Genomic DNA, 21,169 nt, shown 5'->3' with positions numbered 1-21,169 from the left:
TGCGGATGTCCGGCCCGCGTCTAGGTAGGCCAGGCCAAGGCTACTACGGGAGGCCAGGGTATCGGGGTGGTCGGGCCCGAGGATCCGCCCTTGATCGGCGAGGTTCTGTTCGTGCAGCGCGATCGCCTCGGATGTCCGGCCCGCCAACCTGTAGGCCACGGCGAGATTCCTGCGGGAGGCCAGGGTATCGGGGTGGTCGGGCCCGAGGATCCGCTCACGATCGGCGAGGTTCTGTTCGTGCAGCGTGATCGCCTCGGACACCTGGCCTGCCGACCTGTAGGCACGGGCGAGGTTGTGGCGGGAGGCCAGGGTGTCGGGGTGGTCGGGGCCGAGGATCCGCTCACGATCGGCGAGGGCTTGTTGGTGGTGGGCCCGGGCGCTGTCGTATAGGCCCTGGTCGAGCAGGAACAGCCCAGTGCGGCTGCGGATTGCGGCGCTGGTAGCGGTAGGGAGTTCGTTATGGGCGTGAGTTGTGAGAGCGTCGATGTGGGGCAACAGCGCCCGCCAGATCGGCCAAGTGACCGGATCCTCGTGGTCGGGCAGGCTGCTGTGCAGCATATTGGCTGCACTGGTGTGGGCTCGTTCGATCGCGGCTGGGTCGTGGTGCGGGTCAGCGGGGTCGGGGGTGCGGGCCACGGCTTGGACCAGCCGATGGATCGACAGCCCTGCACCGCTCGGGTCGGGGGTGATCATGTTGTAGGCCGCGAGGATTCCGAGCGCGGCGTCGACAGTGGTCTGATCGGCTACACCCCGGCAGAGGGTGAGGGGGATGTTGTCGGGTGCGTACCAGGCCAGAGTGCGCAGCAACTCCACCGCCGCAGGCTCGGTCTCGCTGATGCGGTCTAGGGTGACCCGCCAGATCCGGGCGATCGTGCGCTGCGGATCGGTGCCGGCCGCGGCTCGGTCGAACGTAAGACCGGGCTGGTCGATCAGCAACTGCATATAGGCGCGCGGAGTGGTGAACCGCTGATGCGCCAGATACGCCCCGGCCTGCTCGACCGCCAGCGGCAGATTCCCCAACGCGGCGCACAACTCCGCAGCCCCATCTAGATCCCCCGGCCCGCCCGCGGTGATCAACCCGACCAGCAGCTGCTCCGCGTCGTCGGCGGCGAGGACGTCCAGCGAGACCACCACCGCTCCGGCCTGCCACGGCACCGACAAACGGCCGGTGATCAACACCCTGCCCGTCCGGGCTCGCGCCAGCACCGCCGCGATGTCGGCCGGGTCCTCCACGTTGTCGAGGATCAGCAGCCACCCATTGTGGCTGGCCAGCCACTGCAAGCCCCGCTCGGCCAAGTCCTCGACCGTCAGCACCTCGGCCAGCGCGGGCTGTAGCCGGGCCGCGAACCCGGCCAGCCCACGCTCCACTCCGGCCGGGGAGTCCGCGCGGATCCACACGATCGGCGCACACCCGTGCTGGCGGGTGCCCGCCCAGTAAGCCGCCAGGCTGGATTTCCCGACCCCGCCCAGACCGTGTACCGCCGCCACGACCACTGGCTCCCCGCTGGTGACCGCGGCGTCCAGCCGGGCCAGCTCGGCCTCGCGGCCGACGAACCATCCCGGCCACGACTCCAGGTTGTCGATCCCCAGCGGCGCCTCAACCTCGGCCATCGGCCGGTACGCCTCTACTGGCAGCTGCACCACCCGCGTCTGGGTGATGAAGTCGCCGCCGACCTCGACGTCGGTAATCGAGACCGTCACGGGCGCGGCGAACGCGGGCCCGGGTGTCGCCGCGCTTAGCGAGGGTCCGGCCGCTCCGAGACCACCTGCACATCGGTCACCGAGAACTCCCCGGCGGCCTTCACGTCCTCGGCGATCACGCCGCTGGCACCGGAGGCCCGGATCCCGCGAACCTCGACCCGGCCGGCATCCACCCGCTTCAGCTGTACGCCCACCAGCTCGGCGGCCTTGGGCGAATGCTGCTCGATCGCCCCCAGTAGCACCTGGACCGCGGCCGCAAGCTCCGCATCCGCGCTCGCGCCGACGGCTGCCAGCTCCTCGGCCAGCACCGCCTGCCGCGCGGGGACCTGCGGACGGGACTCCACCACCTCTACATCCACCGCCGAATACCGCCGGGCCAGGACGTCTTTCACCTTCTGGTAGGCATCGCCAACGGCCAGTTTCGCTGTCTCGCTCACTCCTGTCGCCAGACCAGCCGATACCGCGGACGCTGCAGCCATCGCTGCTGCCATGATCTCCGGGCTCATCCCGGGCCACCCCTCTCCATCGAGACCGCCCCGCTCGACCACCGGACGGTAAACCCGCACAAGCTAGCGTAAACCCCTGCCACGCACAGTCCTTCGAACCTCCCACACCACGGTGCGTCTTGGGACTGACTCGATAACCGTAGTTATCTGGCAACTGATCGGCACAACCGTCCGGGTGCAGGGGCCTCTCCTCCGGGCGTTCGACTACGGCCCGGCCTCGCCGGGCGAGGACGGCGCGCGGAGGGCGCGTCGCCTACGGAGGTCGTCGACGAGTGCTTGCAGTTCTTCGTAAACAGCGGGATTGGCTAGGCGCTGGCGCTCGGCCTCTATCCACTCCCGGAAGTCCTCGCACGCTCGAATGAGTCGACCACCGATCGTGCGGTCCACGACTTTCGCGTCGAAGACCTCCATGTTCACTGCGGCCGCAAGGTATTCCATATAGCCGAAGTAGGACGTCAGTTGGTGGAACTCGGCACTGTTCACGATTGCTGCCCGTTCCGGGAAGGACGGGTCGCGTTCGATTTCGCCGTACAACTCGTGCTGACGCTGAATCGTCGAGGTGATGTAGTTGATCGTCGCCTGTTGCCGCTGGCGCCGGTTCTCTCGACGAGTCTCCCGCACCAGTCTGGCGAGGCCGAGTACCGCCACCATCAGTGCCAGCGCGGGCACGAGAGCCAGGAATGTGTCCACGTGTCGAAGATGACATGCGCATCTAGCGTGTGCACGAAAACCCGCGAAAGCCACGCTGGGCCGACTGCGACCTGACTTTCGTTAGGTGCCCGTAGAGCGTGGAGCCTTCGACGCCGAGGATATCGACGATCTGCTGCACAGTGTGCTGACACTCGTCGTTGCGGGTACTCATCTGTGACCGCACAGAGCACGGACTTGCATCCACGGCTGCGTCCAGAACGGACATTGAGTTGTGGTTCAGTCGGCGCGGTTACGCAACTCGCGTGCGATGACTTCGGCGGAAGCTGGGGTGACTGTCGTGTCGTGATGAGTGACGTCGATCAAGTAGCGCCCGGCAGCGGCCGGGATGGAGTCGCTGACGTCGATCCAGCTGACGTGTGCGGGAGGGTGCGGGCGTCGGTCGTGAAGGTACCGTTCGATTCGGAGATAGCCTTCGGCAGTTCGTGGTAGATGCAGCAGAGTTCGTATTCGCTCTTCGACCGGTTGTTGTCCGGTATTCGCTGTTGTCCAGGAGCTGGGGGCTTCCTCGCCACGCACACGCGGTGTGTAGCCGACCAGCTGTCCGGCAGCGCCCGCGGATACGGTCGGCATGGTGGCGGCGACGTGGTTGCCGAGATTGTGGCGTTGCGTCACAACGAGTTTGATGTTGCCACCGAAATCGGCTGTGGGTCCGGACTTTTGGAACAGGATCACGCCCAGATCGCCGATGGCGGCGGCAAGTGACCGAAGGCGCTTGGCGGAGTTGTGAGACCATCCCGCGCAGACGATGCGTAAGTCGGGGTTCGCCAGTACGCGTAGCGGGCCGGTCAGATCGGGGTTGTCTCTGTGGGGGTAGCGGGCGCTGATCTCTGCGCGAAGGAGAGCGTGCTCGTCTCCATTGGTAGGAGTTTCGATAATGCTGATCGGGTAGGGGTACACGTCGAGCCCGGTTTCAGCCCATACCCACGCGAATTCGTCGGGAGTGAACTCCCACACGGTTTGGGTCTTCACCGGCCGGTGCCCTCCACCGGGTCGTCCATGATGGGGCCGGTGCCTGAGAGCCTGACGGGCTCGGGTTCGTTGGCGCCCGGAGGGGTGACTGGGTCGTCGTCCATGATGGGGCCGGTGCCCGACAGCCTGACTGGCTGTGCCTCGTCGGCGTTTCCGGTGGTCTCTGGGGCATCATCCATCGTGGGACCCGTGCCACTGAGCGCCGTCGGTTGAGGCTCCTCCGAAATGCTGGAGGGATCGTCGTGGCTCTGGTCTCCGTTTTGAGCGTCGACGCTTCCTGGTTGACGTGAGGCAGTGTCCGATACAGCAGTCGGTGTGCTACTCGGGTTCGCCACCGGCGCTGGACTATTCGGTTCAGGCGTGGAGGCGGGTGATGTGTTCGCCGACCGGGACTTGGGGTAGTCGTCGGTGTACTGGGTGGTATTACCTGACCGGTCGACGGCGCTGAGCGCGGGTGAGACGGAAGCACGGTCGACGGGTGTGGACGGGGTGTCGAATCCGATGCTGGTTCCAGAAGCCTGATCGTCGCCGACGACGCCGACCGGAGCTTCGAGGTTGGCGGTCCAGTCGGAGTGCACCCTGCGGAGATAGTCGGGTGCGTGATGCTCGGCGTCGTCGTCTTTGCGTCGCTGTGCACCTGCGCCGGGAGCCATTGGCCCCATCGGTCCACCCATCCCACTTCGGGGGGTGCCAAACCCGCCACGGGTACCTGAGCCTGCGGGCGCCCCTGGGCTGTTGACGCCCGGCACGCCGCTGCCGGGGAGGCCAGGAACCGATGAGCCTGGTCCGCCGGGCCGTGGGTTGATGGTTCCGGGCCCACTGGGTCCGCCATCGATTCTGGGTCCGGGTGTTGTCGAACCAGGCGAGCCTGGTCCGGTATTCGTGCCAGCAGGTGTTGTGGTGCTGGCGGGAGATGTGTTCGTTGCCGGGTTTTGTGCCTCGACGCCTGCTGGAATGGTGGGCACGCCCGCAGGGTTGGTGTCCTCGGGACCGTTTCCCCCCGGGGTGGTCGGGGCGTTGGTCGGTGTGCCGCTTTCGGTGGGTGAGTCGGTTCCTGGCCCGCCGGGCTGCGGGGTGGGGCTGTTGCCTGTTGGTGGGGCGCTGTCGTCGCCGCCGGTCAGGTTCGGGACATCCGCGTAGCTGGGTACTCCGGACCCTTGGGGCGGAATGGATCCCTTGTACACCGAATTAAGCACCTGAATGGCCTCTTGCCGAGCGCGTTCCCGAGCGGTCGCTACTTGATCGGCGTGTTCCGGATTAATCAGGCCGGGCAGAATCGACTCGACTTGGTTGTCGGGGTCCGGGGTGACATCGGTCACCGAGGCTGGTGGGGGCTGCACTGCCACGCGTACGGCCTCGGCTGCCCATGCGGCCGCATCCAACCGGTTACCCACCGAGTTGAATACCTGCCCGACCTGGTTGGTGACGCGTGTGAACTGTTCCGTCGCGGCTTGTGCGGCGTCGGCGCTGGCGCCCTTCCACAGACCGTTGCCGAAGATCCGGCTCATGCCCATTCCCAGTGTCATGCTGGCGACGTTGACCAGATCGGAGTAGCTGTCGAACCACACCTTTCGCAGTGTCTGCAAGTTCGCAGGACTCAAGCCGCCGTCGCCGTGTACCGCGGCGTACAACTGTTCGTGAGTCATACCCTCGAAACGGTCGTCAGTCGTCGCGAAATCAGGATCCGAGCCATGGCCGAGGTCGTCGAGCCGACCGTCGGTAGTGCTGGTTCGGGTCTGGGCATCCGTCGACTTCTGCTGGGCTTGCTGCGAATTGTGCAGCGCCACAGGATCCTGGAGTCCGGTGGCGACGAGACTCGGTGGAAGCACTGCCTGTCCCGGCAGCGACGGCTCGTTCGGTGCGCCCACCGATCCCCCTTACAAGATCGCAAACCTCGCCCTTGTTGCGAGCCTATCACCGGGCCGAGGTCCTGATCGCGGCTCGATTGGTCCGCTGTGGTCGATGTGGCAGAATCGGCCAGCGGGTTAGGGGCATTGGCCAGTGTGTCCGCGCCATGAGAGCTTGCACCGCATCGAGGGGGATGAGCGCATTATGTTCGAGGCAGATGTCCAGGAGCTGGGTCGGCTGTCAGGCACCGTGAATAGCGTCGCCGAGGAGATCGACAAGATCGATGTGCGCACCAGCGGAAACAAGCTCGCCGAAGCACTGCCCGGTTGCCCGGTTGGTCCTGCGTGCGTGCAGTCGGGAGAGTTCATCGAAGGCGCCTGGATGCGGATCTCGCAACGCCTGCAAGAACTTTCCACGCTTGTGTGGCGCACGGCGGGCGAGTACCAGATCACCGACGAGCAGTTCAAGCAGCGGCTGAACAGGATGGACTTCCAGGTGCGAGGCGAGCGCTGATGCCGACGAGACGGCAAGTCAACGACTGGAAGCTCGGGAAGCTGTCGGAGTGGGCCGGTGAGCTGGAGAAGTCCACACAACAATACGAGTCCCAATTGGGGCGGATGCTTACCCATTTCACCAACGCAACCTGGTCGGGTGCTGCCAAGGACGCCGCATCCGACAGATTCACCGAAGAGCACGACCAAGGGCGGCGGCTCACACAAGAAATCCTCGACGTCGCCACAGCGCTGCGCGCAGCCGATTCCCGCCTCTCCCACGAACGCCAAGCCCTACTCGATCGTGTTGCCACCGCCGAGGGCGACACGACATCACCGCTAGCACTTCGGGTCACCGACAGCTGGGTAGTCGAAACCAAAGAGGTCGTTCGACCCGGCACCTCCGACGAGGACCTCCGCAAGGTCAAGGACCAGATCGACCACCACCAGGGTCTGATCAACGCCGCCTACTACAGCCTCACCGGGGCCTCTAGTGAAGCCGCGACGGCGATCACCGTCGCATCGCAGGAGATCCGTGTCCGCGGCGACCAGCTCGCCAGCGGAATCGACGCCCCCGCCACCGATTTCAGCGAAGCCGCACGGATCGGTGCCGAAGACGGAAAAGCTCTCGCCGAAGCATTGAATCCGAACGGCACAGTGGACCGAACGGTCCTCGACCGCATAGCCAGCCAACTTCCCGCGGGCGTCCTCAGCGACCATGACCTACAAGTCCTCGCCGCCGGCGGCGAAGTCTCCACACTGCCCGCGTCGGTCCAGGACTATTACCGCGAGTTCTACCAGAACTCAGGCAAAGACGGGCTCCTCGCGCTCAACGAACACCTACGCAAACAGGAAGAAGCAGGGAACCCGCTCGCCGCCGGACGGCGCGATGCACTGGCCAACGGCTTGATGGTGGTGTCGAACGAGAAGATCGGCACCGGCCGCAACCCGGATGGAACCTTGCGCTCCCCAGGTAGCTACGAAAACGTACCCAAGTCGGTCCGGAGTCTCATCGAGACACGATTCCCCGTATCCGACGACGGCGCCGACCCGCGGCCCGGATCCAGACCATACCGCCTGCCACCGGAATCAGCGCGTCTCGCTGAGATCGCGGAAATGTCGGACCTTCTCGCCCAATCGAATCCGGGATACCCGCCCGGAACCAAGATGGGCACCGAGCTGATCGAGCAGTCCGCGTATCTCATGTCCGATGCCAAGGACGACCTCAAGGGCGTCCCCTACGTCGGTGATGTATCAAGCCAATTCGAATCCACAGCTGCCCGACTCGTCGACATCGGCGGCCGGAACGAGGAATCCGCGTATCAGATCCTCACCGGCGAGGGCATGCCGGAGGACTACAAACCCGACAAGGCCGTCAACGCCCTCCTCGGAAACGACTGGAGCAACGTCGACAACGGTCGCGGCGCGGCACAGTTGCTCGACTGGATCGGGCCGGACTCCCACAGCCCCGACGAAACACAGGCAGATCGCGCTCGGGCCGCTCTGAAGGAACTACCCGGATTGCTTGCGCCCCAAGAGAACGGCGTGCTCACGGGGGACTATCGGGAGTACAACGAGAACTTCGGCAAGAACCCGGAGCTTGCCACAGCGCTCAGCAAGGCGTTGCAGGGCAACCTTGGTGCGATCGGAGATGTGAACAATCCCCGGGGGTTCGACGAAACTGATGTCATCGAGCAATTCGGCGGCCCTGACCGCGTAACACTCTTGGCCAGCGATGCGGACCGGTTGTTGATGCTAGCGAATGCCAGTGAAGAAGGAAGAGTCGGCCTCCAGGCAGCCGTCAATCTGCATCAGCAAGAGTTGATCACCAAATCCATGGGTGGTGATCCGAACCAGAACGCTCAAATCGGTTCCTACCTCGGTACGCTTTCGGGGCGTATAGATGCAGGAATGAACAACGCGTTGCTATTTCAGGAGCATCAGAAGATAGCCGAAGAGAACAGCAGTCTGCAGTCGTCATACGATGCGAAGCTGAAGGGTGCTGAAATTGCATCCGAACTAGTGCAAGAAGTCATTCCATTCAAACGCGGTGGACCGGTTGGCGAAGCTGCGGGCCAATTGATAATTGGCGAAGCTGCCGATGCGCTAATCGGTGCAGTCATCAGCGAACCCGACTTCAAGTCCGTGCCGATCGAAAGTTGGGAAGACATTCAGAATGGCGACTTGGCGAATCTGAAGTCGCAAATTCTGATGGCCGAATGGCAGGCTTCCGGGGCTTTGCCGCCTGGGTTCGTCGATCAAAACGGCCGTCCGATTCCGTGGTCATCCCTCAACTCCAATCTCCAGACTGAAGGTACAAACCTTATCAATAGTCGCGGATTCACCATGTTCGGCGCTGAGTTCGGAGACTCTTATGGTGATCAAGGTGGCAAGTTCTTCACGCAGGAAGATCAGTTGAACGCCTTCCTCGACGGTAAGTACACACCTGCGGCCGAGGGTGGCAATTGATGGAAAGTTGGCGAATACTCGCGACATGTGCGGCCGTGGGCGTCGTCCTGTCGTCATCAGCGTGTGCGTCGCCCGGTGAAGAAGGCAAACCGCAACCCGTGAAATCCGATCACCATGTCGGTGATCTGTGCAGTCGAATCCTGGACTTCACACGCAGTCTTGGCTTCCATGATGTTTACATTGACGGCCCAGTCGTGGAGAGCGCCCCTATCGGCAAACAAGGAAGCTGCGAGGTTCACGGACCCACTTCGTATGGAACAACGACAAGGGCGGTCACAGCAGTTCTGACGCTGTCTCCCGACGGGATCGGGCCAAGGGTTCCCCAGGTGGACAAGTACCAGCCAGTAGTAGGCTCCTCGAGCGAGGTTTGGTTTGCCAACCTGGGCCCCCAACATCATTACTCGGCGAACATTAATGGTTGGTCCGGAGGGCTAACGGTGGACCCAGGTGGATTGAATACCGCAGCCGGGCCGATTGCGATCGATGAGGAAACATCCAGGTTGTCGGCTGAGTTCCTGGCGACGCTGATACGAGAGCTCGGACAATGGGCTTAGTCCAAGAATCGAACTCCGAATCACAGGAAATCCTCGAGGCGTCGTCGGCGAAGCTACTCAGGCAAAGCGGATTCTACGACTTCTGATACTTCTCGGATCCGATCGCAGCCACGGTCTGGCGTAAAAGCGCCGCTGTTGGCACTCACACGCACACTGATGGTTCCCTCATGGAAGACCATGACCATCGTGCATCTATCCGTCTGCGGATCGGCATAGACGATCGCTTCACGACCACCAACCTGTGTGTCCTGAGCCCTCGCTTGCTCACGTCGACGGAACTCACCGAGGGTGATATTGCTCGACCACACAGCCATCGAGCCGACAACTAGAGATTGGCCGCGAACATCTCCACGTCGGTCGAAGTCACAACCTATGAAAGAGTATCCCTCGAAAATAAAATCGGATCGCTTACGCGTGGCCGGGTCGAATCCCGCCCGGCTGGCGGTCGAATCACCAAGCTCGGCGCAAGGATCATAATTCACCGGTTGTCGACCGTTATTGATCTGACTAGGCGCGGGGGGCACGGATACTTGCATACTCGGAGGAACTGAAGCAGTTGGAGATTCCGCCGCCTGCGGTTGCATCTCATCATTTGTGGAACACCCTGCGAGGGCGATGGTGGAAATTGCAGCGAGAACAACTAGGTGCAGTCTAGTCACGGGCGCATATCTCCAGGAATAGCATTGGCGGCAACAGTCAATGCCCGAGCATTGATCTGATCGGCTTCTTCGATCAGATTTCCGGCACGCAGATATGCCTCCTGGAGACGCATCGCGCCTTCGATGAGTTGGTTGATTACGCCGATCCCTTCCTGTGCCTTGTTCAAAAAACCGTTCTGTAGCTCCAGCCCGGACTGAAAGCCGCCGAACCCTGCCACGGTCATCCCATCCTGCATGCGGTCACGTACACTCATGAAAGTTTGAATCGCCGAATCGTATAACCGGACTGCTTCGCGAACCACCGATTCGTCATAGTGGATCACACCCGCGCGTGCGGCCTCGTTGAATGCGTTGATCTGGGCTTGGCCGTAGTCGATTTGCGTTGATGCCATCAGGTACCCCCAATCCAGTGCTTTCCGGACAGGGTATCAGCCCATCCGCTGGAACCGGCTGCACGTCACCCAGCCGGTTATCAGTATCGATGGCTCGGCCAGCTGATGGTCCGAGGTCCGCCTGCGCCTCGATACCAGTCCAGCTATCGCTGAGCTTGGTCTGAGATTTCAACCGGCTCTTCGTCTGCCGCAGGCTGTGAGAAGTCCGGCAGTCGGCGAGTCCGGGAGGCGATCTCGAAAGCGAGGTCACTGTAGGCGTGAGCAAGCTCAGCAAGTCGATGTCGGGCATTGAGAAGGCGCGACGTCGAGATCGGCCGTTGGGAGGCGGCGCTGGCGTCGACGGAAAGCTTGGCGAGGCGATCGATGATCATGCCAACGGTCTCGGAATGCAAGTGTGCGGCATCGAAGGCAGGTGGCTGCTCCGCGGCCACCCACGCGTCGATACGGCATATCAGTTGTGCACGCTCGCCGTCGATCACGTCGGCGTCGGTGTGCACCTGTACCTGGTACAGGCTGGCCAACTGCTGAGCGGCATACAGGACCGGGTGCTCGAGGACGAGGATCCCGGCGCACGCGCTCAAGACCATGTCCTTCGAGGGCAAAGGCGTTCTCATAGGTTCCTGACTCAAGTTGTCGTTCATGGATTCGAGCCGGGTCTCAACGGAACACCGACAGCAGAGCTAGTCGTCGTCGCGGCGCCGACATGCCAGTCCCGGGGTGCTGGAATAGGTTGCTGGAGTCGGCTTCACCGAGGAGGTTCCGGCCACAGCCAGGGAGGCAGCGTGCGCCGAGCGGTCTCGTCATCGTCGGCCAACTCGCCGTTCGGGCCACGATATTCCGGCCTGTCGAGCATGATTACCCGGAACAGGTGTGCGAGTAGCTTTCGCATGCGTGCCAATACTGTTGTCTGCGTGGTCATTTCCCAAACCTGAAGGGGACTGCGGCGAGCGAGCTCGACACCGAGGTCGGACGCTCCAGTCACAATCGCGACGGTGGTAGAGGTCGCGGCCGTCGTCGGTCAGCTCGTAGGCCGGTTCGGGGCGGCTCCTGTCTGATGGCCCGCGAACCTCGGTACGAACGTGTCCCTCGCTAACCAGCCATCGCAGCGTGAGAGTGAGGGGCCGATCCGGTGCCGCCTGCGAGGTCCCGTGCTGAGCAAGCGCGGCCCGCCTCGGCCAACGAGTCAGCGCCGCGAGTTGCGCGCGACGAATTCTTCGCGTTGGGAGTGCGATTGCGATGTGTCGTTTGTCATTTCGTTGGCTCCTGTACGGGGATGGACGCATTAGGGTTGCAGGTACAGCCGCTCATTAGGGAGGCGCCGATATCCGTTCGCCTCCAAGTCCACGGTTACCGCGTCGACGTAGTGGCGGTCGCGGTGCTCAGCAACGAAGATCAGCGCAGCAGTCAGGCATGCCGCGAAGTCCATCCGCAGCCCGTGCAGGAATACCGACAGGTGCACATCCGGTTCGCTCGGCAGCGGTGACACCGCGTCGGCGGTCATATCACCGTCTGCCACTGCGGTTTGATCACGGCGTCGGCCGCCATCGACACTGCCCACAGCATGCCAGCGGTGAAACCGATGCGGCCCGCTTCCGGTTGCAGCACCGCGAGCAGGTGGCACACGGTGCGGTAGTAGTCCACTCGAGTGCGTGGGGTATCGGCGGCGGTGGCCCCGCTCCGGCTGGTCTGGCCGGTCATGACGACCTCCCTATGCGGTGGAATGCGGGTCATCAACGCGCTTGCGATCCGCTGCGGCGAGTGGCACGGCGGATGGAGTCGATGATGACCACGCCTGAAGGGCGGTAGGGTTCGCGGGGCGGCTCCACCCAGCGACGAAAATTCATCTGCTGGTCGTGTGGCGACGGGAGCGCGATCTCACCACCGGCCCGCACCACCGAGACATTGAGGCGGAATAGCTCGGCGAACAACTTCACCTCATCGGGCAAGTCCGGGCGGATGAGGAATGTCCATCGCTGCGAGCGAGGATGAGAGATGATCGGGCCGACGCTGATCTGCCGATGCTGTAGATCGGTTTTCACGATCTGACCGAGCGCCGCTGGCATGGTCAACGCCCACACGATTCCGGCATTGACGACAATGCGGCCAATCTCTGGGTGCAACGTCGCCGGTAGTCCGCACGTCCTGCGGTAGTAACGGCAGCGGGCCGCCGGAGTTTCCGAAGACGTTCGTTGCTCCATGGGATCCTCGTATCGCATCGGTGGGTAAGGAGCACCGCGACACCAGGAATCCATCAGCCGGTGGCCAGTATCGAAAGGCCACCGGCTGCGGCGACTACCAGCGACGAGGGGATCGATGGCGTCCCGGTGCCGGATGCTGAAACCGACGCTAGGTGTGTGGCCGTCGACCAGGAACCGTTTCGGCGTTGCCTCAGCGTTGCCTATTGCGTTGCGGGGGTCGCTGTCAAAACCTCGTTGTAGAGACGGCGCAGCGCGACGCTGTGTCGGTCGGCGGGCAACTGCGCCAGTGCTTTCCGTGCATGCGCGATTCCTTCGACGCGATCGCCGGATTTCGTGAACGCGAGCCCGCGGTGTATTTCGAGGTGCGTGGCGAAGCGGGCGAACTTCGCTGGCATCGTGCGCAGTGCTTCTTGTTGGACGTGGTCGGCGTGGTGGTCGCCGAGCCGGGCCAGCACAAGGGAGGTGTCGACGTGCATGCGCCACTCGGGCATGGTGTAGTCGGATGCTTCGCTGGTTGTTCCGACCGCGTCGAACACACGCCGGGCCTGATCCATCGAGGCTCGGGCAGCGGGTGCGTTGCTGTTGAGCGCGTAGGCGTTGGCGAGCGACACCAGCGCCATCAGTCTCCCGACCGTCGCGGTCTCCGACATCTTCGCGGCTTCGGCAGCGAGCTGCTGGCAGGTGGACAGGGCGGTGCTCGGGTGCGCCATGCTCAGCGCCGACCGGCCACGTACCCACACCTGAGTGGTCGTGTCGTCCGATCGGTCGGCGGCGTCGACGGCGGCCTGGTACCAGCGGGCGGTGGCGGTCGCGTCGGCGACATCGGCCAGCGGCGCGCCGTGCAGCACCATCAGCCGCGAGGCGATCGCCCACATCTGGGGATTCGCCAACTGCGGGCGGATGTTGATCAGGTCGGCGGCTATGCGGGTCTGCATTTCGGCCGCACCGACGGTGAGGGCGTCGGTGGCGTGGCGCTCCATGCGCTCGACCCAGCTGTCCAGACCTATCGGCGTGGTTTCTTCTTCGAACATGCGCCGGACAGCGTCAGTGACCGCGCTAGGGACGACAGCACCAGCGGCGAGGCCACCGAGCAGTGTTCGACGGCTGATGTCCACTCCGAGTTCTCCCTCGTACTTGTCGATGATCCATTCAGGGGCGACCTTGGGGCTGGTTTCGATCCTGCTCAGGTATCCCTTATCAAGCAGTATGCGGCGACTCATCTCCCGAAGCGATAGGCCCGCGTCCTCGCGTGCCTCCCTCAGCATTTCCCCTGTCACCTGCATCTATCGCCCCCATCGGATTAGGCAACGCTCCGGCAACGCCATAGTGCTTCTCTGAATGCTCTCGTCGTTCGACCCTGGTGTCTAGAAGTTCATTGCCCCGCAACATTTTCGGGCCAACCGAGGAGGTCGAATGCTCCCGTGTAACGGTGCGGCTCACCAGTCTCTGCTGAGAACAACGACGCCCGCGACGGTGGTGCCGCTACCGCGCTATGTCGAGATCGAAACGTCACGCAAGTGCAACCGAACCTGCTCGTGGTGCCCCAACGGCGAACACACGGCCCGCCGAACACAGCAGCTGATGAAATGGGAACTCTACAAGAGCATCATCACGGAACTCGGCGAGCTGGGTTTCGATGGCTGGCTGGCGTTCCACAACTACAACGAGCCGCTGCTGAACCCGCGACTGATCGAAGAGATCGCACTCGCGGTTTCGTCTGCGCCGCAGGCTCACCCGGCGATCTACAGCAACGGCGACGCGCTCAACCGAGACCTGTTCGAGCGCCTGGTCGTCGCGGGCGTCGAGTACATCCGCATCACCCGCTACCCTCACCAGGCGGACACGCCCGCTACCTTCGAAGCGATCCAGAAATGGTTGCGACAGGCCGGGCTCGCCGACCAATTCCCGTGGGAATTCCGCACTGTCCGACAGGGATTCGCCGCGACCACCGAATCGGGCACCGTGCGCGTGGAAGTCATCTCGCCCGATATCGTCGGCACCTATAACACCCGCGGCGGCTCGGTCACCCTGCTACCGCTGCACGTCGCTCAACGCACGACGCCGTGCCTAATGACCAGCACCAGCGCCGTTGTCGACTACCTCGGCCGCATGAAGATGTGCTGCTGCGTCTACCCCGACATCCCGGACCATCGAGGCTACGTCGTCGGCGACCTCAATGACGCGACGTTCATGCAGCTGTGGGAATCGGATCAGATGAACGCCTACCGCACCGCACACCAGGCAGCCGACTGGTCACTGTCACCGGCCTGCCGTAGCTGCACGCAGCCGCTACCGGAGACGAGGCTGTGATGGCATATCCCGGATACCGTTCCTCGGTCACCGCCTCCGCGCCCGGACGCGTCTGCTTGGCAGGTGAATCGCTGGACTGGATGACCGGCGACCCCTCGATCGTGTCCGCAATCCCTTTGCGCACCAACGTCACCGCGTATTCCAGCCACCGGCCCGGCCCGATCGAGTTGCGAGCTGGCGCACCGCTGTGGAGATCACGGTCGATCACCCTTCCAGAGCTGGGCAGCTACGTAGGCGACGACCTCGACCATCTCCAAGCAACCGCGCGGGTACTGGCACGGCGCTGTGGTGAGCGGTTGACGGGCACGATGATCGAATCGACAACTGGCCTGCCGATCGCCGCCGGCGTGTCCTCGAGCGCGGCCGTCACCGTCGCCGCCTCGGCCGCGTTGCTCCTATTGGCCGACCGAAGCTTGCCACGCCAGGATGTGGTGGCCGCGATGGCATACCGGGCCGAGTCGATCGAACTCGAAACCGGCGCAGGATGGATGGACTTTCTCGCCTGCACCTACGGCGGTGTGCGCCAGGTCTTTCCCGGCCAGCGGCCACGCGCCGTCGAGCTCACCGACCGCATCGGCATGCCGATCGTGCTCATCGACACCGGGCAACGGCATTGCACCGCAGAGGTATTGGCATCCAAGCGAGATCGGTTCCGGTCCGGGGAGCCCGGCGTCCGCCACTACGCCGAGCGTGCACCTGGCATCGTCTCGGACATGGCCGACGCCCTGCGCGCAGAGCACCCCGACTATCCGGCGATCGGCGCCCTGCTCACCGAGGCTCACCGGCTGCTGCGCGATCAGGTGCAGTGCTCGACACCGTTGATCGAGGAGTGCATCGCACGGATCCTGCCCGCTGGCGCGTTCGGGGCGAAGCTGTCCGGGTCGGGTCACGGTGGTTGTTTGTTTGCGCTGGTCGGATGGGATGATCTCGAACCTGTCCGACGGGCGCTGTCTACATTGCCGGTGCGGGTCACGGTGTTCACTTCCGGTGATCCGCACGGTGTAGTTTTCCTTCCTGCCGACCACAATTCAGACGAGGGGACATCACATGCGAGACCTGTCCAAGCTGATCAAGGCATACGACATTCGCGGGCTCGTCGGTGAAGAGATCGACGCCGACTTCGTTCGTGATGTCGGCGCGGCGTTCGCGCTCTTGGTCGGAACCACGGTCGCGATCGTGCACGACATGCGCCCCTCGTCCGAGCCGTTCGCGAGGGCGTTCGCCGATGGCGTCACCAGCCAGGGCCAGGACGTAATCCACTGCGGCCTCGGCTCGACCGATCTCGTGTACTACGCGGCCGGTCACCTGAACGTAGCGGGTGCGGTTATCACCGCCAGCCACAATCCGGCCCGCTACAACGGCATCAAGTTGTGCAAACCTGGCGCTGCACCGGTCGGCCAGGACACCGGGCTCGCCGAGATCCGCAAGACCCTTGAGTCCGGTATCCCCACCTACCTCGGTGAACCGGGCACGATCACTCGTCGCGACTTGGCCCATGAATACGCGGCCTATCTGCGCGAACTGGTGGACCTGTCCCGAATCCGGCCCCTGCGCGTCGCCGTCGACGCCGCGAACGGTATGGGCGGGCACATGGTGCCGATCGTGTTCGAAGGCCTGCCGCTGGAAGTAGTGCCGCTGTACTTCGAACTGGATGGCACATTTCCTAACCACGAGGCCAACCCGCTGGACCCGGCGAACCTCGTTGACCTTCAGCGCAAGGTGCGCGAGGTCGGCGCGGACATCGGACTGGCGTTCGACGGCGATGCCGACCGCTGCTTCGTCGTCGACGAAACCGGCGAACCAGTATCGCCCTCGGCGATCGTCGCGCTGATCGCCACTCGCGAGCTCGCCAAGTCGCCCGGCGCGTCGATCGTCTACAACGTCATCACCTCCCGCGCGGTCTCGGAGATTGTCACCGAGCACGGAGGCGCACCGGCCCGCACCAGGGTTGGGCATACCTTTATGAAATCCCTGATGGCCGAACAGGATGCGGTGTTCGGTGGCGAGCACTCCGGGCACTACTACTTCCGCGACTTCTGGCGCGCCGACACCGGCATGCTCGCTGCCCTTCATGTCTTGGCCGCTCTCGGTTCGACCGGCAACCCGCTTTCAGGGCTGGTGGCCGAATACAGCCGCTACGTCGCCAGCGGCGAAATCAACTCCGAGGTCGCCGACGTGGCAGCCACGCTGGCCGCGATCGAGAAGCACTTCGACGGCGCGGAAACCGATCGGCTCGACGGTCTCACCGTCCAGCTCGGCGACGGCGCCTGGTTTAACCTGCGGCCCTCCAACACCGAGCCCCTGCTGCGGCTCAACGTCGAAGCCTCCGACATCGAAACCATGGCCCGCATCCGCGACAATGTGCTCGCATTGGTACGGCGCTGAATGGTGGCCGTTGACGGCGGCCTCTTGCGGAGTCGTGTGGAAACGAAACACCTGCACCGGCGAGTTCGACAACTTGTCACGGCCATCGGCAACCTTGAAGGTGAAAGTTCGACCACGTACCCGGCCGCGAACGATGCTGCTTGGCCTGCGGGAATGGTGTTACCGTCGCCCACATGACTGCCACAGACTATGTGCCGCATCTGTATTCGATTTCGATCAAGGGTGTGGTCGTGCGCGACGGTGCGGTGCTGTTGTTGAAGAACGAACGCGAGGAGTGGGAGTTGCCGGGCGGGCGGATCGAGCCCGGCGAGACCCCGGAGGAATGCGTGGCCCGTGAGATCACCGAAGAGACCGCGTGGCCGGTCACGACAGGCCCGATCCTCGACACGTGGATGTACTACATCAACGAGGCAGAGAAGAACGTCTTCATCGTCACCTACGGCTGCTACCCCGACACCGACGCCGACCCCGTGCTCTCCCACGAGCACAAGGAAATCGGGATGTTCGCCGAATCCGAGATCGCCGGGCTGAACATGCCGGAGGGATACAAGCGCTCGATCAGCACATGGTTCGCGCGCCTGCGCGCCACCGAGGCCGAACCGGTCCGATGAGGACCAAGCGGTGAGCGCCACCGAATACGCGGCGCGGCGCGGCGCTGCCCAGCCACACCGACACCGCCTGCCCGATCTGCCAAACCCGCGCCACCGACCGGCCGTCGGCGGCAACCGGGCGCGCACTGAATCATGAGGAAAACCCTGTGAGCGCGACAATGACCGAGCGGCACAAGCTGATCGGGGACGTCGACCTAGATCGTGTCTCCCAATGATCTGAGCCATTCGATGACTGGACCAGGACAAGGCTCGGTGAAGACTAGCAACCGGCGTCCAGGTCAGCCTGGAGCCAGCAGATCGTTGATTGCGCTGTGCAGTTCGCCGAGACCATGTATTTGGACAGATTCCCAGGACAGAAGCCGAATATCCTGGAACGGCTCTGCTATCGCCAATGCAGATTTTGAGAACCCGCTTCTAGATATGAGTAGCATTCTAATGTTTCGGTATCGCTTTTGCAGGACCTGAAGTTTTCCGAGCAGGGTCATGACCGTCTCTGCATTTGCTGGCATTCGATAGTGCTTCACTTCGACCGCCACCTTTGCATCGGCGTTTTCGATCATAATATCGATCTCAACGGGTGGTCGGCCTTCGGATCTGCCCGATGATCTCATTTGCCAATCGCTGTCCGCGATCTTCCGAACGGCATCGAATATTTCCAATTCAAATATCCGCCACGGCTGGATGCTCACTCCATGCACGCTCGTGAACGACCATGCTCCGAATTCGACAGGAGGATAAGACTTGGCGTACCGCTGTGACATCGCCGCTGCTTGAAGTAGGTTGATCGAAGGATCGCCATCGCGTATGTGCACCACCTGGCCCAAGTTGATGTAGATCTCGAGCTCGCGAGCCGTGAATTGTACTGCGTCGTAGACTGCAAGCTTGGAATCGCCCGCCGAGGTGGCCACCAGGAGCATCCATTGCTCTGCTTCGATCTCGAATGCGACGAAAGCCGCCAGAACTGTTATCCCACGCTCCGGCAAACGTGGAACGATGCGTTCCGCCTTCGCGATCAGACCTTCTACCAATGAGTCTTCACCCATGTCATCACCCCGCTTCTGCGTGCGCCAACCGCTTGGACAAGCTCCTTTGCGTCCTGTTCGGACTTTGTCTCGTAGCGGCTTGTTTCAGTCCAGTCTTTCACAACCGCCCAATATCTTCCGAAGAGAGGATCCGTTCCCGCTTTAATTTGTTGATCCGCAGTTAGATTTGCTTCTTTCAGAAGGGCGGTGAGATCGTGACTCCATGCCTTGTTTATCTTATCCTTGTTGGGCATATGGAACTTCTTGACAGACTTAAGTATGCACGCCTTCAATGCGCATTCGATGGCGTACCCAGCAAGGTAATAGGCACCCGACCACTCGCCCGCTGCGAGCAGAACCTCCGCTTCTTTCAACCGCCGTCTGGCCAAGACGCGCATATCCTCGCTGATCGCTCTCACCCCTCGGTCAGGACACAATCGCCCCGGCCCGAGCCGACGGCAGTCGACGCACTCTATCCCGTCCTAGCGCGGACCCCCAATTGTTCGGTGGTCATGCGGCAGCATTGCACCGTGGTTGTGGTCGGTGATCGGTATCGGGTGTTGACGAATGCGCGGTGGGAACTTGCGGAGTTGCTGCTGCCGAAATCCGAAGGGCGGGTGGGTCGTGCCGTCGCGACGATCGGGTGGTGGTGGAGGGGATGTTGTATCGGTCGCATGCGGGTGTGGCGTCGTGGGACCTGCCGTCGGTGTTCGGGCCCTGGCAGACGGTGTAGCAGTGGCACCGACGGTATGCCGCGGATGGGGACCTGGGACAGGGTGTTGACCGCCTCGGTGGTGTTGGCGGAGGGGACGGGGAACCTGGACTGGGGCAGCGCGGTCGACACCACGATCGTGCGAGTGCATCAGCATGGCGGTGTGCGGCTGGTAGCTACGCTGGTCGGGTGCCGACTGCAGCACCCGATACGGGAGACCGGTCCTGAACTAGAAACCCTCCAGTCGATGCGCGAATCGGTCACCTCTCATCCGTTCGCGCGACATCCGCTACTTCTACGTCGTGCGATTCGGGCGCAAACGCACACGAATCATTCTCTTGCGGAAGCGAATTGTGGACAGCTAGCTTCGGTTTCGCGCCAGTAGTGCGCCTTCATCCCCTGCCGCTACTGGCGTCCAACACAGAACCCCCGGAACCGCCTGGAACTCCCACCCCAGGCTCCGGGGGTTCTGTCGCGTCTACAGCGTTCTCCTACTCCCTGCTTGGAGGTTTGTCATGAGCTACGGTCCCTCCCTTCCCATCTGGCTCGAGGTCATCACCGTCCTCGGTGAGTTGTTCAACTGGATCGTCGGCGGCCCGAACCTGTGACCGCTCCCGACATCCGCACTCACAGCGGCATGGCATCCGCCGATCGAGCGGGAGCCACCGGCGCGGCTTGAACGAGCCGGGGCACTCGTCGTGCCGATTCAACGCGCACAGCAGGCTCAGCCCTTCGGGTCGCTGCTCGTGCACGACATCGACTGCGACACCGGAGATCTCGAGGCCGCGGTCGAGGAAGTAGGTCATCTGCCATCCGTCCGGGGTGAGTTGCTTGATCCCGAGCAGGCTGTAGGTGGCCCAGTACGGTTCGGCGCCACGCTCCAGGTAAGCCTCGAGGTGGGAGTCCTCGGGGTACTCGAGCGGGGTCGCGCTGACACCGAGGCCCGCGACCATCCGGAACCTGCCTTGGCGCATCACCTCCTGCAGGCCGAGGCCCGACCACAGCGGCAGCTCCGCCCAGGACGGGGGATGCCACACCATCTCCCGCATCGCGGTATCGAGTTCGGCGCGAAACACCTCCGGTTCGCTGTAGCGGCGAGCCGCGACCACCCAGTACCGCCACCCGTTCGGCAGCCGGTCTTGCCGCCACACCCCTTCCGGCAGGTGTCTGCCGGTCATGACCGGCTCCACACCGTCACCACGTGCCCGGCGGTGGGAGCGCCGGGGCGGGTGTCGTACCAGTGGATGTCCCCACCGGCCGGGTCGAGGAAGTACGCCCACCCGATCAGCGGATGGGAGCGTGCGTCGTCGAGGGTGTAGTGGTTCATCCGCGGCCCGATGGTGTAGGAGAAGCCGTAGCCGGGGATCACCCGCCCCTTGTGCAGGGGTAGGCCGAGGTTGGTTTCGGCGTCACCATCGTCGAGTTCGGGCCACAGGTAGGCCCACCCGTAGGAGCGGCTCGTGAGGGTGGTCAGTGTTGTTTCGATGCCGTCGCGAGCCATGATTCGCCCGAGCCGATCCAGGATCGCCTCGGGTGTTCCGTCGACGTGGACATAGACGCCGATGGCTTTCTCGCCACCGAGCCTGCCCACAATGCAGGGATCACTCATCGTGTTGTCTCCCGTAGATGTA

23 protein-coding genes are annotated in these 21,169 nt (G+C 63.3%); 6 read left to right on the top strand and 17 right to left on the bottom strand.

Features of this window, described 5'->3' with window-relative positions; translation table 11 throughout:
* From NL1_RS39475 to NL1_RS37570, 5 genes are all read right to left on the bottom strand, one after another.
* Positions 1–1,701: tetratricopeptide repeat protein (locus tag NL1_RS39475; RefSeq protein ID WP_067839796.1), on the bottom strand; the 1,701-nt coding region annotated here is incomplete at its 3' end.
* A gap of 35 nt (positions 1,702–1,736) precedes the next feature.
* Positions 1,737–2,207, bottom strand: a complete 471-nt coding sequence (locus NL1_RS15170) for a Het-E N-terminal domain-containing protein (RefSeq protein WP_156094865.1) — start codon at positions 2,205–2,207, stop codon at positions 1,737–1,739.
* A gap of 204 nt (positions 2,208–2,411) precedes the next feature.
* Positions 2,412–2,897, bottom strand: coding sequence for a DUF4760 domain-containing protein (locus tag NL1_RS15165; RefSeq protein WP_067839790.1), 486 nt, complete (start codon positions 2,895–2,897; stop codon positions 2,412–2,414).
* A 237-nt stretch (positions 2,898–3,134) separates the two neighbouring features.
* Positions 3,135–3,887: an ESX secretion-associated protein EspG gene (locus NL1_RS15160; RefSeq protein WP_084510614.1), complete on the bottom strand. Its 753-nt coding sequence runs from the start codon at positions 3,885–3,887 to the stop codon at positions 3,135–3,137.
* The gene (locus NL1_RS37570) at positions 3,884–5,755 is read right to left on the bottom strand and encodes a hypothetical protein (protein WP_156094864.1); all 1,872 of its coding nucleotides are present in this window, start codon (positions 5,753–5,755) and stop codon (positions 3,884–3,886) included. Before NL1_RS37570 ends, NL1_RS15160 begins: the two co-directional genes overlap by 4 nt.
* 184 nt (positions 5,756–5,939) lie before the next feature.
* Here NL1_RS37570 and NL1_RS15150 point away from each other — a divergent pair, with 184 nt between their 5' ends.
* Together NL1_RS15150 and NL1_RS15145 are read left to right on the top strand one after the other, a co-directional pair.
* The gene (locus NL1_RS15150; protein WP_067839784.1) at positions 5,940–6,248 is read left to right on the top strand and encodes a hypothetical protein; all 309 of its coding nucleotides are present in this window, start codon (positions 5,940–5,942) and stop codon (positions 6,246–6,248) included.
* Positions 6,248–8,695 carry a TPR repeat domain-containing protein gene (locus tag NL1_RS15145; RefSeq protein WP_067839782.1) on the top strand — a complete coding sequence of 816 codons (2,448 nt, stop codon included), beginning with the start codon at positions 6,248–6,250 and terminating at the stop codon, positions 8,693–8,695. Before NL1_RS15150 ends, NL1_RS15145 begins: the two co-directional genes overlap by 1 nt.
* Before the next feature lie 56 nt (positions 8,696–8,751).
* On the opposite strand, the gene NL1_RS15140 is transcribed toward NL1_RS15145, so the two are convergent.
* From NL1_RS15140 to NL1_RS15115, 8 genes are all read right to left on the bottom strand, one after another.
* Positions 8,752–8,934 carry a hypothetical protein gene (locus tag NL1_RS15140; RefSeq protein ID WP_067839779.1) on the bottom strand — a complete coding sequence of 61 codons (183 nt, stop codon included), beginning with the start codon at positions 8,932–8,934 and terminating at the stop codon, positions 8,752–8,754.
* Between the two features lie 368 nt (positions 8,935–9,302).
* Positions 9,303–9,908 carry a DUF3558 domain-containing protein gene (locus tag NL1_RS40200; protein WP_373862560.1) on the bottom strand — a complete coding sequence of 202 codons (606 nt, stop codon included), beginning with the start codon at positions 9,906–9,908 and terminating at the stop codon, positions 9,303–9,305.
* Complete coding sequence (locus NL1_RS15135) at positions 9,905–10,300, bottom strand: hypothetical protein (RefSeq protein WP_067839776.1); 396 nt, start codon at positions 10,298–10,300, stop codon at positions 9,905–9,907. The genes NL1_RS40200 and NL1_RS15135 overlap by 4 nt, the downstream gene beginning before the upstream one ends.
* Before the next feature lie 143 nt (positions 10,301–10,443).
* Positions 10,444–10,941: a DUF4254 domain-containing protein gene (locus NL1_RS15130; RefSeq protein WP_067839773.1), complete on the bottom strand. Its 498-nt coding sequence runs from the start codon at positions 10,939–10,941 to the stop codon at positions 10,444–10,446.
* A 641-nt stretch (positions 10,942–11,582) separates the two neighbouring features.
* Positions 11,583–11,816, bottom strand: a complete 234-nt coding sequence (locus tag NL1_RS15125; RefSeq protein ID WP_156094863.1) for a hypothetical protein — start codon at positions 11,814–11,816, stop codon at positions 11,583–11,585.
* Positions 11,798–11,998 (bottom strand): hypothetical protein, encoded by a 201-nt coding sequence (locus tag NL1_RS37565; RefSeq protein ID WP_156094862.1) that lies wholly within the window; start codon positions 11,996–11,998, stop codon positions 11,798–11,800. The genes NL1_RS15125 and NL1_RS37565 overlap by 19 nt, the downstream gene beginning before the upstream one ends.
* Before the next feature lie 32 nt (positions 11,999–12,030).
* Positions 12,031–12,498 carry a DNA-directed RNA polymerase subunit beta gene (locus NL1_RS15120; protein ID WP_067839766.1) on the bottom strand — a complete coding sequence of 156 codons (468 nt, stop codon included), beginning with the start codon at positions 12,496–12,498 and terminating at the stop codon, positions 12,031–12,033.
* Between the two features lie 200 nt (positions 12,499–12,698).
* Complete coding sequence (locus NL1_RS15115) at positions 12,699–13,718, bottom strand: hypothetical protein (protein WP_245673286.1); 1,020 nt, start codon at positions 13,716–13,718, stop codon at positions 12,699–12,701.
* Positions 13,719–13,911: 193 nt separating this feature from the next.
* Between NL1_RS15115 and NL1_RS15105 the strand changes: the two genes are divergently transcribed.
* The 4 genes from NL1_RS15105 to NL1_RS15090 all read left to right on the top strand — a co-directional run bounded on the left by NL1_RS15105 (position 13,912) and on the right by NL1_RS15090 (position 17,804).
* The gene (locus NL1_RS15105; RefSeq protein ID WP_084510611.1) at positions 13,912–14,808 is read left to right on the top strand and encodes a radical SAM/SPASM domain-containing protein; all 897 of its coding nucleotides are present in this window, start codon (positions 13,912–13,914) and stop codon (positions 14,806–14,808) included.
* Complete coding sequence (locus tag NL1_RS15100; RefSeq protein WP_067839754.1) at positions 14,808–15,911, top strand: mevalonate kinase family protein; 1,104 nt, start codon at positions 14,808–14,810, stop codon at positions 15,909–15,911. The genes NL1_RS15105 and NL1_RS15100 overlap by 1 nt, the downstream gene beginning before the upstream one ends.
* The gene (locus tag NL1_RS15095) at positions 15,856–17,193 is read left to right on the top strand and encodes a phosphomannomutase/phosphoglucomutase (RefSeq protein ID WP_067839751.1); all 1,338 of its coding nucleotides are present in this window, start codon (positions 15,856–15,858) and stop codon (positions 17,191–17,193) included. The genes NL1_RS15100 and NL1_RS15095 overlap by 56 nt, the downstream gene beginning before the upstream one ends.
* Positions 17,194–17,366: 173 nt before the next feature.
* Positions 17,367–17,804 (top strand): NUDIX hydrolase, encoded by a 438-nt coding sequence (locus tag NL1_RS15090; RefSeq protein WP_067839749.1) that lies wholly within the window; start codon positions 17,367–17,369, stop codon positions 17,802–17,804.
* 278 nt (positions 17,805–18,082) lie between these two features.
* Here the strand turns inward: NL1_RS15090 and NL1_RS15085 are convergent, their stop codons facing one another.
* The 4 genes from NL1_RS15085 to NL1_RS15075 form a co-directional block, all read right to left on the bottom strand.
* Positions 18,083–18,847, bottom strand: coding sequence for a restriction endonuclease (locus tag NL1_RS15085; RefSeq protein ID WP_084510610.1), 765 nt, complete (start codon positions 18,845–18,847; stop codon positions 18,083–18,085).
* The gene (locus tag NL1_RS36545) at positions 18,826–19,245 is read right to left on the bottom strand and encodes a HEPN domain-containing protein (protein WP_084510609.1); all 420 of its coding nucleotides are present in this window, start codon (positions 19,243–19,245) and stop codon (positions 18,826–18,828) included. Before NL1_RS36545 ends, NL1_RS15085 begins: the two co-directional genes overlap by 22 nt.
* 784 nt (positions 19,246–20,029) lie before the next feature.
* The gene (locus NL1_RS15080) at positions 20,030–20,716 is read right to left on the bottom strand and encodes a hypothetical protein (protein WP_156094861.1); all 687 of its coding nucleotides are present in this window, start codon (positions 20,714–20,716) and stop codon (positions 20,030–20,032) included.
* Positions 20,713–21,147, bottom strand: coding sequence for a hypothetical protein (locus NL1_RS15075; protein WP_067839741.1), 435 nt, complete (start codon positions 21,145–21,147; stop codon positions 20,713–20,715). The genes NL1_RS15080 and NL1_RS15075 overlap by 4 nt, the downstream gene beginning before the upstream one ends.
* Between the last annotated feature and the right edge of the window lie 22 nt (positions 21,148–21,169).

The organism is Nocardia lijiangensis NBRC 108240, assembly GCF_001613045.1.
GTDB lineage: Bacteria > Actinomycetota > Actinomycetes > Mycobacteriales > Mycobacteriaceae > Nocardia > Nocardia lijiangensis.
Note: the sequence above shows the minus strand (reverse complement) of the source record. Positions and strands in the feature narration are given on the sequence as shown.

What these genes read in the sequence shown, in the direction of transcription:
- NL1_RS15150 (WP_067839784.1), top strand. Translation starts at nt 5,940, where the DNA reads ATGTTCGAGGCAGATGTCCAGGAGCTGGGTCGGCTGTCAGGCACCGTG.
- NL1_RS37565 (WP_156094862.1), bottom strand. Translation starts at nt 11,998, where the DNA reads ATGACCGGCCAGACCAGCCGGAGCGGGGCCACCGCCGCCGATACCCCA.
- NL1_RS15145 (WP_067839782.1), top strand. Translation starts at nt 6,248, where the DNA reads ATGCCGACGAGACGGCAAGTCAACGACTGGAAGCTCGGGAAGCTGTCG.
- NL1_RS15100 (WP_067839754.1), top strand. Translation starts at nt 14,808, where the DNA reads ATGGCATATCCCGGATACCGTTCCTCGGTCACCGCCTCCGCGCCCGGA.
- NL1_RS15075 (WP_067839741.1), bottom strand. Translation starts at nt 21,147, where the DNA reads ATGAGTGATCCCTGCATTGTGGGCAGGCTCGGTGGCGAGAAAGCCATC.
- NL1_RS15130 (WP_067839773.1), bottom strand. Translation starts at nt 10,941, where the DNA reads ATGAACGACAACTTGAGTCAGGAACCTATGAGAACGCCTTTGCCCTCG.
- NL1_RS15120 (WP_067839766.1), bottom strand. Translation starts at nt 12,498, where the DNA reads ATGGAGCAACGAACGTCTTCGGAAACTCCGGCGGCCCGCTGCCGTTAC.
- NL1_RS15170 (WP_156094865.1), bottom strand. Translation starts at nt 2,207, where the DNA reads ATGAGCCCGGAGATCATGGCAGCAGCGATGGCTGCAGCGTCCGCGGTA.
- NL1_RS15135 (WP_067839776.1), bottom strand. Translation starts at nt 10,300, where the DNA reads ATGGCATCAACGCAAATCGACTACGGCCAAGCCCAGATCAACGCATTC.
- NL1_RS15105 (WP_084510611.1), top strand. Translation starts at nt 13,912, where the DNA reads ATGCTCCCGTGTAACGGTGCGGCTCACCAGTCTCTGCTGAGAACAACG.
- NL1_RS15095 (WP_067839751.1), top strand. Translation starts at nt 15,856, where the DNA reads ATGCGAGACCTGTCCAAGCTGATCAAGGCATACGACATTCGCGGGCTC.
- NL1_RS15085 (WP_084510610.1), bottom strand. Translation starts at nt 18,847, where the DNA reads ATGGGTGAAGACTCATTGGTAGAAGGTCTGATCGCGAAGGCGGAACGC.
- NL1_RS15080 (WP_156094861.1), bottom strand. Translation starts at nt 20,716, where the DNA reads ATGACCGGCAGACACCTGCCGGAAGGGGTGTGGCGGCAAGACCGGCTG.
- NL1_RS15090 (WP_067839749.1), top strand. Translation starts at nt 17,367, where the DNA reads ATGACTGCCACAGACTATGTGCCGCATCTGTATTCGATTTCGATCAAG.
- NL1_RS15115 (WP_245673286.1), bottom strand. Translation starts at nt 13,718, where the DNA reads ATGAGTCGCCGCATACTGCTTGATAAGGGATACCTGAGCAGGATCGAA.